The organism is Actinomadura keratinilytica (assembly GCF_039539665.1).
Lineage (GTDB): Bacteria > Actinomycetota > Actinomycetes > Streptosporangiales > Streptosporangiaceae > Spirillospora > Spirillospora keratinilytica.
Genome location: NZ_BAABDO010000091.1, coordinates 15,268 through 27,113, shown reverse-complemented (window position 1 = coordinate 27,113; position 11,846 = coordinate 15,268). Strand labels below are relative to the sequence as shown.

The 11,846-nt window shown below is 72.7% G+C and carries 10 protein-coding genes; 5 read left to right on the top strand and 5 right to left on the bottom strand.

Annotated features, from left to right (window positions below):
* A partial coding sequence (locus ABD879_RS24040) for a hypothetical protein (protein WP_345023848.1) occupies positions 1–463 on the bottom strand: 463 nt, incomplete at its 3' end.
* A gap of 86 nt (positions 464–549) precedes the next feature.
* Entirely contained in the window at positions 550–2,745 is a 2,196-nt protein-coding gene (gene recD2 / locus ABD879_RS24035; RefSeq protein WP_345023850.1) for an SF1B family DNA helicase RecD2, read from the bottom strand.
* Positions 2,746–2,980: 235 nt separating this feature from the next.
* Between recD2 and ABD879_RS24030 the strand changes: the two genes are divergently transcribed.
* Positions 2,981–3,880, top strand: coding sequence for a serine/threonine-protein kinase (locus tag ABD879_RS24030; protein WP_345023847.1), 900 nt, complete (start codon positions 2,981–2,983; stop codon positions 3,878–3,880).
* A gap of 1 nt (position 3,881) precedes the next feature.
* Here ABD879_RS24030 and ABD879_RS24025 read toward each other — a convergent pair whose 3' ends face one another.
* Complete coding sequence (locus ABD879_RS24025; protein ID WP_345023846.1) at positions 3,882–4,499, bottom strand: thiaminase II/PqqC family protein; 618 nt, start codon at positions 4,497–4,499, stop codon at positions 3,882–3,884.
* A gap of 245 nt (positions 4,500–4,744) precedes the next feature.
* Between ABD879_RS24025 and ABD879_RS24020 the strand changes: the two genes are divergently transcribed.
* Positions 4,745–6,028 carry a citrate synthase gene (locus tag ABD879_RS24020; protein ID WP_345023845.1) on the top strand — a complete coding sequence of 428 codons (1,284 nt, stop codon included), beginning with the start codon at positions 4,745–4,747 and terminating at the stop codon, positions 6,026–6,028.
* Positions 6,029–6,169: 141 nt separating this feature from the next.
* A complete protein-coding gene (locus ABD879_RS24015; RefSeq protein WP_345023844.1) occupies positions 6,170–7,087 on the top strand; it encodes a hypothetical protein in 918 nt (305 codons plus the stop codon).
* A gap of 316 nt (positions 7,088–7,403) precedes the next feature.
* On the opposite strand, the gene ABD879_RS24010 is transcribed toward ABD879_RS24015, so the two are convergent.
* Positions 7,404–8,036, bottom strand: coding sequence for a LysE family translocator (locus ABD879_RS24010; RefSeq protein WP_345023843.1), 633 nt, complete (start codon positions 8,034–8,036; stop codon positions 7,404–7,406).
* A gap of 305 nt (positions 8,037–8,341) precedes the next feature.
* Here ABD879_RS24010 and ABD879_RS24005 point away from each other — a divergent pair, with 305 nt between their 5' ends.
* Complete coding sequence (locus tag ABD879_RS24005) at positions 8,342–8,938, top strand: DUF1989 domain-containing protein (RefSeq protein WP_345023842.1); 597 nt, start codon at positions 8,342–8,344, stop codon at positions 8,936–8,938.
* 20 nt (positions 8,939–8,958) lie between these two features.
* Entirely contained in the window at positions 8,959–10,089 is a 1,131-nt protein-coding gene (locus tag ABD879_RS24000; protein ID WP_345023841.1) for an oxidoreductase, read from the top strand.
* 91 nt (positions 10,090–10,180) lie between these two features.
* Here the strand turns inward: ABD879_RS24000 and ABD879_RS23995 are convergent, their stop codons facing one another.
* The gene (locus ABD879_RS23995) at positions 10,181–11,737 is read right to left on the bottom strand and encodes a PucR family transcriptional regulator (protein WP_345023840.1); all 1,557 of its coding nucleotides are present in this window, start codon (positions 11,735–11,737) and stop codon (positions 10,181–10,183) included.
* Positions 11,738–11,846: the final 109 nt, after the last annotated feature.

Here is an 11,846-nt window from a genome sequence, read left to right as displayed (position 1 = left end):
GGGGCGACTCGTCGCGGGCCGCGGTGGCGTCGGCGATGGCGCCGTCGAGGTTCACGGCGGCGCGCAGCCGCCGGGCCAGCCGCGTCAGCGCCCCGATGCGGTGGCTGTGCAGCGCGTCCCGGGTGCCGCCGGCGACCTCCTCGTCGCGGTAGCCGGCGGTGGCCTCGACGATCTCCCTGAGCAGCGGCACGGTCTCCTCGGCCCGTCCGGTCGCCGCCAGCCGCCCCTCCAGGTTCCGCAGCGCGACCACCAGCACGGCGCGGTGGCGCACCGGGTCGCGTTCGAACAGCCGCCGCGCGGCGGGCACGGCCCGGCGCAGGTCGCGGACCGCCTCGTCCATGCGGCCGTCCGCCGCCAGGTCGTGCGACCCGTTCACCAGTGCGGCGACGGCATCGGCGTCGAGCCCGTCGGCGTCGGGCTCGCCGGTAGCGGGCGGGGAGGCGCTGCGGGACACCTCGGACAAGACGGGAACCCCCCTTGCAAGACGCGGCGGTGCGGATGATCACCGTACCGGACGGTGCCGCCGGGCGGTCGGTTCCGTACGCGCCGTCACACGGGGGCGGCCAGGCGGTGGGACAGAGCGGTGTGGCGGCGTCCGGCCCCCGCGGTGCGGACGGCGGCGGCCAGCGCGCGCCGCGACCCCACCAGCACCACCAGCTTCTTGGCGCGGGTGATGCCGGTGTAGAGCAGGTTGCGGCGCAGCATCATCCAGGAGGCGGTGGTCAGCGGCATGACCACGGCCGGGTACTCGCTGCCCTGCGAGCGGTGGATGGTGATCGCGTACGCGTGGGTGATCTCGTCCAGCTCGTCGAAGCCGTAGTCGATGTCCTCGTCCTCGTCGGTGCGGACGGTGAGGGTGTGCTCCTCCGGCGAGACCTTGGTGACGACGCCGACGGTGCCGTTGAACACCCCGGCCTCGCCCTTGTCGTAGTTGTTGCGCAGCTGCGTGACCTTGTCGCCGGACCGGTACACGCGGCCGCCGTAGCGGCGTTCGGGCTGCCCCTCGCGGTGCGGGGTGAGGGCCTCCTGCAGCAGCGTGTTGAGGGCCCCGGCGCCGGCCGCGCCCCGGTGCATCGGCGTGAGGACCTGCACGTCGCGGCGCGGGTCCAGGCCGAACTTGCGGGGGATCCGGTTGGCGACCACGTCCACGGTCAGCTCGGCGGTCCGCTCCGGGTCGTCGCAGGGGAACAGGAAGAAGTCGGGGTAGCCGCGGGTGTGCGGGTGCTCGCCGGAGTTGACGCGGTGGGCGTTGACGACGATCCCGGACTGCTGCGCCTGCCGGAAGATCCGGGTGAGCCGCACCCGCGGGATCACCTCGGCGTTCAGCAGGTCGGCCAGCACCTCCCCGGCGCCCACCGACGGGAGCTGGTCGACGTCGCCGACCAGCAGCAGGTGCGCGCCGCGCGGCACCGCCCGGACCAGCTTGTTGGCCAGGATCAGGTCGACCATCGAGCTCTCGTCGACCACCACCAGGTCGGCGTCCAGCGGGTTGTCCAGGTCGTACTTGGGGTCGCCGCCGGGCTGCAGCTGCAGCAGCCGGTGCACGGTGGCGGCCTCGTGCCCGGTCAGCTCGGCCAGCCGCTTGGCGGCGCGCCCGGTCGGCGCCACCAGCACGATCTTGGCCTTCTTGGCGGCGGCCAGCTCGACGATCGACCGCACGGTGAAGCTCTTGCCGCAGCCCGGGCCGCCGGTGAGCACCGCGACCTTCGAGGTCAGCGCGAGCCGCACCGCCTCCTCCTGCTCGGGCGCCAGCTCGGCGCCGGTGCGCCGGCGCAGCCACGCCAGGGCCTTGTCCCAGTCGACGTCGGCGAACGCCTTCAGCCGGTCCTGCCCGGCGCCGAGCAGCTCGCGCAGGCCGCGCGCCAGGGACCGCTCGGCCCGGTGGAACGGCGGCAGGTAGACCGCCGGGACGGTGCCCGCGCCCTCGGCCGTCCCCGGCACCTGCTCGCGGACGACGCCCTCCTCCTCGGCGGCCAGCTCGTCCAGCGCGGGGCCGATCAGCTCGCGCGGCACGCCGAGGATCTTCTCGGCGGCGGTGACCAGGTTCGGCTCGGGGAGGAAGACGTGCCCGTCGTCGGCGGCCTCCGACAGCGTGTAGCGCAGCCCGGCCTTGATGCGCTCCGGGCTGTCGTGCGGGATGCCGACCGCCTGGGCGATGGTGTCGGCGGTCTTGAACCCGATCCCCCACACGTCGGCGGCCAGCCGGTACGGCTCGCGGCGCACCGTGTCGATGGACGCGTCGCCGTACTGCTTGTAGATCCGCACCGCCAGCGACGTGGACACCCCGACGCCCTGCAGGAAGACCATGACCTCCTTGATGGCCTTCTGCTCCTCCCAGGCGTCGGCGATGCGCTTGGTGCGCTTGGGGCCGAGCCCCGGCACCTCCACGAGCCGCTCCGGCTCCTCCTCGATGATCCGCAGGATGTCGGTGCCGAAGTGGTCCACCATCCGGTCGGCCATCACCGGGCCGATCCCCTTGATCATGCCGGAGCCCAGGTAGCGGCGGATGCCCTGCACGGTGGCGGGGAGCACGGTGGTGTAGGACTCGACCTCGAACTGCCGCCCGTACTTGGGGTGCGACCGCCAGCGGCCGGTCAGCCGCAGGCTCTCCCCCACCTGCGCGCCGAGCAGCGCGCCGACCACGGTCAGCAGGTCGCCGCCGCTCTTCTCGGTGGCGACGCGCGCCACCGTGTACCCGGTGTCCTCGTTGGCGTAGGTGATGCGTTCGAGGACCGCCTCCAGCACCACGGGTCTCGGCGGCTGGCCCGCGTGCTGCGGGGCCCGGCCCGAGGGCCGCGGGCCTTGGTCCGCGTGCTGTCCAGAACCCGGCGCGCCGTTCGTCACGGATCACATGATGTCGGATCCGCCGCCGCACCCGGCACCGAACGCGGCGGGACGGGCGCCCGAACGCCCCGCCGATCCGAGATCATTTCCGTGGAACGATGAAGTCCCCGCCCTCCCCGCAGCCGGAACTGGAGCCATGCAGCCGTCCCACGACCTCCCAGACAAGATCGGCCCGTACCGGGTGCTCGGGCGGCTCGGCGAGGGCGGCATGGGCCAGGTCTACCTGGCCGCCTCGCCGAGCCGGCGGCTGGTCGCCGTGAAGGTGATCAGGCCGGAGCTGCTGGACGATCCGCACTGGCGGGCCCGGTTCCGCCGGGAGGTCGCCGCCGCGCGCTCGGTCAGCGGCTTCTACACCGCCGCCGTGGTCGACGCCGACCCCGATGCCGAGCTGCCCTGGCTGGCCACCCAGTACATCCACGGCATCAGCCTCGCCCGGGCGGTGCGGGAGAAGGGCCCGATCCCCGAGCAGGCCGCCTGCCATCTGGGCGCCGGGCTCGCCGAGGCGCTGATCGCCATCCACCGCGCCGGCATCGTCCACCGCGACCTCAAGCCGTCCAACGTGCTGCTGGCGGCGGACGGCCCGCGCGTGATCGACTTCGGGATCGCCCGCCCGCTGGACGCCGTTCCGCTGTCGCGGTCGGCGATCGTGGGCACGCCCGCGTTCATGTCGCCCGAGCAGGCCCTCGGCGAGGCCGTCACGCCCGCCAGCGACGTGTTCTCCCTGGGCTCGACGCTGGTGTACGCGACGACGGGCGCGGCCCCGTTCGGCACCGACCGCAAGGCGCGCGGCCGCATCGTCCACCGCGCCCCCGACCTGACCGGCCTGCCCGACCCGCTGCGCGGCCTGGTCACCCTGTGCCTGGCCAAGGCCCCGGAGGACCGGCCGACTCCCGAGCAGGTGCTCACGGCGCTGTCCACCCTGCTGGACGCCCACTACGGCGACGAGTGGCTGCCCCCGGCCGTCGGCGAGCTGATCGGCGACCAGGAGCGCACCCTGGCGCGGCTGACCGCCGAGCTGACTCCCCCGTTCGGGTAGGTCACAGCCCGTCGGCCAGGGCGTCCCAGAACGCCTTCTCGTAGGCGTGCAGCAGCCGGGCGGCGCGGGCCATGTCGGCCGGGTCCTCCCCCGCCTCCAGCCCGGCCGCGACGACGGCGGCGGCCTGCTCGCCGAACCCCGGCGGAGGTTCGGCGAAGAACCGGAAGAACCCCACCGCGTCCTCGTCGAACCCGTACCGCCGCGTGAGGGCGTCGGCGGCGCGCCCGCAGTAGGCGCCCCACTCCTCCAGGTTGGCCAGCATCGCCAGCGCGACCTCGGCGGCCGTGCCGAACGCGGCCCGCTGCGCCACATACGCGGGGTAGGTCTGCGCCGGTGGACGCGGCTCGTAGGCGGTGAGATCCGTCTCACTCAGCTCCAGCGCCGCCGCGAAGTCGCGCAGAAGCTCCAACGCCCGTCCCTCGCCCTGCGCGAGGGACAGGAACATGTCACCGGCGGGCGGCTCGGGGTAGCGGGAGGCCAGCAGCGCGAAGCTGCGCCGGTCGCTGCCGAGGATGCGGTACTGCTCCCCCGCCAGCCGCACCAGCCGCTCGCGGGGCACGTCGCCGCTCTCCAGCAGGTCGAGGAACCGGTTGCCGGAGGCCGCGGTCTCCTTCCGCACGGCTTGCACCAGCTCCGCAGCGTCACGGGTCGGCACATGGGTCGGCATGGTCTCAACCCAGCATCCGGCGCTCCGCCCCGTCAACCTCGTGACCGGTCAGATGACCCCATCCGCGGACGAACCGCCACTTTCGGATCTTTGGTGCCAAGACGGTCCAGCCCGCAGCAAGAGCCATCTGATCACGTGGATACGATGAAACTCGGAGCGTCTACGCAGGTGTGTGGACAGCAGTTGGGAGCGAGTGCATGTCCGATTTCGAGCTCAACCACACGAGCGGGCGACTGCCTCTCGAGGTGACGCCCGCCACCGAGGGACCCTCGGGGCTCGGTATCAACAGTCTCCTCAAGGAGACGGGCCACGTCACCCTCGACGCGGGGTTCACCAACACCGCGTCGACCACGTCGTCGATCACCTATATCGACGGCGAGGCGGGCATCCTGCGGTACCGCGGCTACCCGATCGAGGAGCTCGCCGAACGGTCGTCCTTCCTGGAGGTCGCCTACCTGCTGATCTACGGCGAGCTGCCGACCGCCGATCAGCTGGACCGGTTCACCGACCGGGTGCGGCGGCACACGCTCCTGGACGAGAAGTTCCGCAACTTCTTCTCGGTGTTCCCGCGGCGGGCCCACCCGATGGCGGTCCTGTCGTCGGCGGTCAGCGCGCTGTCCACCTTCTACCAGGACAGTCTCGACCCCTTCGACGCCGAGCAGGTCGACCTGTCCAGCATCCGGCTGATCGCCAAGCTGCCGACGATCGCCGCCTACGCCTACAAGACCTCCGTCGGACAGCCGCTGCTCTACCCCGACAACTCCCTGGGGTACGTGGAGAACTTCCTGCGGATGACGTTCGGCCTGCCCACCGAGCCGTACGAGGTCGACCCCGAGATCGTGCGAATCCTGGACATGCTGTTCGTCCTGCACGCCGACCACGAGCAGAACTGCTCGACCTCGACGGTGCGGCTGGTCGGCTCCAGCCACGCCAACCTGTTCTCCTCGGTGTCGGCGGGCGTGGACGCGCTGTTCGGCCCCCTGCACGGCGGCGCCAACCAGGCCGTCCTGGAGATGCTCGAGCGCATCCACGCCGAGGGCGGCGACGTCGAGGGCTTCGTCCGCCGCGTCAAGAACAAGGAGCCGGGCCTCAAACTCATGGGCTTCGGCCACCGCGTCTACCGCAACTACGACCCGCGCGCCGCCGTGGTGAAGAAGGCCACCACCAAGGTGCTGGAGACCCTCGGCAAGGACGACCCGCTGCTCGACCTGGCCATGCGCCTGGAGGAGGTCGCGCTCAACGACGACTACTTCATCGAGCGCAAGCTCTACCCGAACGTCGACTTCTACACCGGCGTCATCTACAAGGCCATCGGCTTCCCCACCAACGCCTTCACCGTGCTGTTCGCCCTGGGCCGCCTCCCCGGCTGGATCGCCCAGTGGCGGGAGATGATGAGCGACCCCACCACCAAGATCGGCCGCCCCCGCCAGGTCTACGTCGGCCCCGGCGAGCGCCACTACGTCGACATCTCCGAGCGCTGATCCCGCGCGCACGCGCCGGGGACATGGGTGGTGTCCCCGGCGCCCCGTTCCCGCGCGGTTATCCACAGAATCTCATTCTAGTACCACGGGAGCCGCCGGCGGCAGAACCTTGATGGCGAACCCACGCCGCAGGAGGCCGCCATGTCTTCCGAAACGATCGAGATCACCGTGCCGGAGCAGGTCACCGCGACCTTCGTCGTCGCGTCCGACCGGGCCGACCCGCCGCTTCCGGCCACGGGGCCGCCCGAGCCCTTCGCCGCCGCAGCGGCCGAGCGGCTCGGCACACCCGCCCTGTCGGTGACCGCCCACCGCGCCGACGCCTCGCCCTGGGACCTCCACCGTCCCCTGCACGCGCCCGACGAGGAGGACGCCACATCGGCGCGGAAGGCCGCGCACCATATCGGCGTCACCGCCACCGTCCCCGCGCACGACCTGCCGTTCGGCCTCCAGTTGGCCCGCGCGGTGACCGGCGCCCTCGCGGACGCCGTCACGGGCGTGCCGATCGACATCGACACCCGCCAGGTCGTGCCGTTCCGGGACGGCCCCGAACCCTCTCGGTTCGCCCTCGCCGACGACTGGCTGGGCGCCTGGCTGCCGCCCGTCCCCGCCGACCCCCGCTGCCCGGCGGCCGACGACGACCACGACGGCTGCGCCTGCCTGGAGTTCACCACCCGCGGCCTGACCCGCCTCGGCCTGCCCGAACTGCGCATGACCGCCGTCGGCTGCCGCCACGACCTCGCCGCCCTCAACGTCCTGCGCACGACGGCCCAACGCCTGCTCCCCCTCGGCAGAAGCCCCGGCCGCCACCTCCTCCCCAGGGAGCTCCCCCTCACCGGCGCCGACTTCGGCGCCTACTGGGGAGCCGACGAACCCATGTGGACCGGCCCGCCGCTCCCCGTCCAGCTCACCCGCCTCCGCCCGAACCTGCTGAGGGTCGGCCCTCCCGCCGACTGGCCCGGCTCGCAGAACGAGTGGCTATGGGACGAGCTCCCGCCCGCCCTCTACGACCTCGTCAGCTATACCCCCGACCCCACAGCCGCACAACCACCCCAGCAGTAACCCTCAGGGAGGCAGCACCACAACCACCTCACCAGCCAAGGCGAGCTCCGAACTTGCGCACACACACCCGTGCACCGATCCGACCTCCACGCCATCGGCAGAGCACCCACGCAGACGAGCACACCCCGCAGACCTCGGCGCCCGGAAACGCACCGAGGTCACCAGCAGCCAACGCCGAAGCAGGCGCAACACCAATAACCCGACACCACGCCCCCCATCTCAAGGCCGGACCGCAAGGGAGGCCGCGCCACAAGGACCGAGTCGCAGGAGGCGGCACACGAGGGACGAGCAGCGGCAGGGGCGATGAAACGCGGTGTCAGCGTTCGGCGGCCAAGCGCACGCCGAGGCCGATGAACACGCCGCCCGTCGCGACGTCGATTCGGCGGCGGGCGGCCTGCCTGCGGCGCAGCCATCCGCCGATCCGTCCTGCCAGCACGCCGACGGTCCCGTCGACGATGAACTCCAGCGCGATCAGCAGAGCACCGAGGATCGCGAACTGCAGCCACACATGGCCGAACCCCGGGTCGATGAACTGCGGCAGGAAGGCGATGGTGAAGGTGACCATCTTCGGGTTGAGCAGGTTCGTCAGCAGACCCGACAGGAACGCCCGGCGGCCCGGCATGCCCCCGCCCCCGACCGGCACGTCCTCCACGGCGCCCATGCGATGGCGGATCATCTGGACGCCGAGGTAGATCAGGTAGGCGGCACCGACGACGCGCACCACCGTGAAGGCGACCGGCACGGCCGCGAACAGGGCGGCCAGCCCGGCGGCCGCCACCGCGACATGCACGGCCTCGCTCGTCGCGACCCCGGCCGTGGCCAGCAGGCCGGCGCGCGGCCCGCCCCGCATGCCGCATCCCAGGATGAACAGCATGTCCGGCCCCGGCGTGATCATCGCGATCATGGTGGTGACGGTGAACGCCACGAGAAGCTGCTGATCGATGGGCATGCGGCGATCGTCGCACGCCACCCCGTAACAGGCGGACCATTATTCACGCCGAGGGCACACCTCAACAGGTCGCCACCCCGCCCCCAGCGCGTCAACAGGCACGGCGAGCCGCCCCGCAAGCCATCGCCACCACGCAGAAGAGACCGCCTCCACCGCCCGCGCCGCCCCTGCCGCGAACACAACCCGACATGGGGGGATCATCAATCTCCCACCTCTGGATCACTGGAGGAAACACCAGTTGATGACTTCGGTTGTGTATGTTCCTCCATCGCCTTGGTGGGGTGGGCGGTGGTGTGCTTACAGGCATGCGACTGATGACGGGGCGGACGGTGGTGCCCGCGAGGGAAGCGCGGGCGGTGCAGGTGGCCGCCGGGCAGCGGGTGCGGGTGGTCGATCTGGAAGGCGGGCAGGTGGGCGACCTGTTCGCCTTCGCCGCCGGAGACAGCGGCGAGCACCTGAGCGCATCCCATACGCGCAGCGTGACGAGCCGCCTGTTCCCGCAGGTGGGAGAGGCGTTCGTGACCAACCGGCGGCGCCCGATCCTCAGCGTGGTGTCCGACACCTCTCCAGGCCGCCACGACATGCTGATCGCGGCGTGCGATCCGGCCCGCTATGAGGCGCTGGGCGCGCCGGGGCACCCTTCGTGCGCGCGGAATCTGGACCTGGCGCTGGCGGAGCTGGGCCTGTCCGTCGCCGCCACGCCGCAGCCGGTCAACGTGTTCATGCGGATCCCCGTGGAGGAGTCGGGACGTCTGCAGTGGCTGCCCGCGGCGAGCCGGCCGGGGGACGCGATCACCTTCGAGGCGGTCATGGACTGCCTGGTCGTGCTGTCGGCCTGCCCGCAGGACCTGGTCGATGTCAACGCCGGCGAGCCGTCGCCGCTGGCGATCGACGTGATGTGAATCCGGAAAGGAAGATGATCATGAGTGGTGTTGAGGGGCACCCGGCGCTGCGGCCGGGACGCATCGGCGCGTTGCAGCTGGCGAACCGGCTGGCGGTGGCGCCGATGACGCGGGTGTCGGCGGCTCCGGACGGTACGCCGACGCCGGAGATGGCCGAGTACTACGGGGCGTTCGCGCAGGGCGGCTTCGGGCTGGTCATCACGGAGGGGACGTACACCGATACCGCCTACAGCCAGGGCTACCTCAACCAGCCCGGCCTGGTCTCCGAGCGGCATGTGGCGGCCTGGCGCGAGGTCACCGCCCAGGTGCACGGCGCCGGGACGCCCATCGTCGCGCAGCTCATGCACGCCGGTGCGCTGTCGCAGGGGAATCCGTACCGGAGCCAGACCGCCGGGCCGTCCGCGGTGACACCGCTGGGCGAGAAGATGCCCGAGTACGGCGGGCACGGGCCCTGGCCCGCCCCCAATGAGATGAGCGAGACCGACATCAAGGAGGCCGTCGGCGGTTTCGCCGCCGCGGCGGCGAACGCGCGGGCCGCCGGATTCGACGGCGTGGAGGTCCACGCGGCCAACGGCTATCTGCTGGACCAGTTCCTGACCGACTACACCAACCGGCGCGAGGACGCCTACGGCGGCCCCGCGGCCAACCGGGTGCGGCTGACGGCGGAGGTCGTGGCGGCCATCCGCGCCGAAGTCGGGCCGGACTGGTGCGTCGGGGTGCGGCTGTCGCAGACCAAGGTGAACGACTTCCGGTACCACTGGCCGGGCGGCGCCCGCGACGCGGAGACGATCTTCACCGCGCTGGCCGACGCGGGCGCGACGTACCTGCACATCGCCAGCGAGGGCCGGGACTGGATCGAGACGGCGCGGCTGGACGGCGGCGTCACCATCACCGGTCTGGCCCGGCGGGTGAGCGGCCTGCCGGTGATCGCCAACGGCGGGATGCACCGACCGGAGCAGGCGGCCCGGGTGCTGGAGGACGGCCATGCCGACGTCCTGTCCCTGGCGCGGGGTGCGCTGGCCAATCCCGACCTGCCGCGCCGTCTGGCCGAAGGCCGGGCGCTGGAGGAGTTCGACCACGCGATGCTGCATCCGATGGCGACCCTGGACAACGCCCGCCGCTGGCGGCTGGCCGCACGCGCGACCGGGTGAGCGGGGTGTCGTGACCGCGGTCCGGCGGCCCCGCGTCCGTCGTGCGCGACGACGTGGCCTTCGCGGCCCGGCGTGGGGTCGCCGACGGCGGTCACAGCATGGCGGCGGCCTCCAGTGCCAGGAACAGGTCGACGCGGTCGGCGGTGCGGGTGACGTCGCGCCCCGTCAGCTCGGTGACCTTGGCCAGCCGGTTGCGCAGGGTGTTGACGTGGACGTGCAGGGCGGCCGCGGTGGCCGCCCACTGTCCGTCGTGGTCCAGGAAGGCGCGCAGCGTCGCCTCCAGTTCGCTTCCGCGCCGGGCGTCGTGCTCGCGGATCGGCGCGAGCACGCCGTCGGCGAGCGACCGCAGGGTGTCGGCGTCCTGCGCGCCCAGCAGCAGCCGGTAGGTGCCGAGTTCGGCGAACGACCGGACGGCGGGGCCGCTGCCACCGCGCCGCAGGGTCTGGCAGACCTCTCGGGCGCGCACGAGCGGTTCCCGCAGCCCCGTCGGGTCCATGGCGACTCCCCCGAGGCCCACGACCGGCCGCCGGCCCGCGAAGCGTCCGGCCACGCCGGCGGCGAGCCGTTCCGCCAAGGGCGCCGACTCGCCTTCGGGGCGCCGCCACGACAGCACGGCGACGACGTCCCGCGACCCGCCCGCGACGACCGCCGGGACGCCCTCGGCCGCGAAGAACTCGCCCACCACCTCGGCCAGCCCGGGCAGGGTGGCCTCGCCGTCGGCGAACGCCAGCGCCCACACCGCGAGGGGGTCGTCGGTGTTCACGCCGAACGCGCGGAGCCGTCCCGGGACCTCGGCGGCCCTGCTGCCGCCCGACAGCACCATCTCCAGCAGCTCGCCGGCGAAGCGCTGTTCGATGGCCTGCACCGCCTGCTGTTTGGCGACCTCCAGGCTGAGGAACCGGGCCGCCTGCTCCAGCGCGTCCTGTTCCGCCCGCGTCAGGTCCCCGGCCGGGCGCAGGCACACCAGGGCGGCGTCGACGTCTCCGACCGCGCCCACCAGGAACAGCGCCGCCCGTCCGGCGGCGCCGAGATCGGTTTCGAGCGGCGGCGGGCGGCGGGCCAGCGCGGCGGCCACCTGCTGAAGCTGTTCGGCGGTCAGCTCGGCCCCCGCCGCGGCCAGCGGCCGTCCCATCCGGTCCACCACCGCCAGCGGCAGCTCCAGGTCGCGCCGCAGCACCCGCAAGACGCCGGACGCGCCCGCACCCCGGGAGATCGCCGTTGCCAGCGCGTCCCCCCGGCGGACCATGCCGATCAGTGCGGTCTGGCGTTCCCGGGCGTACCTGGCGGTGACCGCCTCGGAGATCGCGGTGAACGGCACCTCCGGTGAGATCTCCAGCAGCGGCAGGTCGGCGTCCCGGCAGGCGGCGACCAGCTCCGGCGGGGTGGCGGGCGCCTCCGGCCGCCGGCCGAACACGATGCCGGCCCCTCGTGCGCGTTTGACGTTGGCGACGAACCCGGCGGCCGTGATGCGGCCGAGCCACAGTCCGTTGGTCAGCACCAGTTCCCTCGGCCGCAGGTAGCGGGAGGGGTCGGGCAGCTCGGTGCCGTGCACCCAGGCGATCGGCTCCTCCAGCGCGCCCTCCGGGCCGGGCACGAGCACCCGCAGCTCCAATGAGGCGTCACGCAGAAGCGAATCGATGGAGAACACGCTGTGAGATTATCCGTCCGAACGGAATCTAGGATGGAGGATCCTCCAGCACTGATCGCGTCGCGACCGCGGCGACGCATCCGCCGACGGGCGAGGGCGCGGTGAGGCG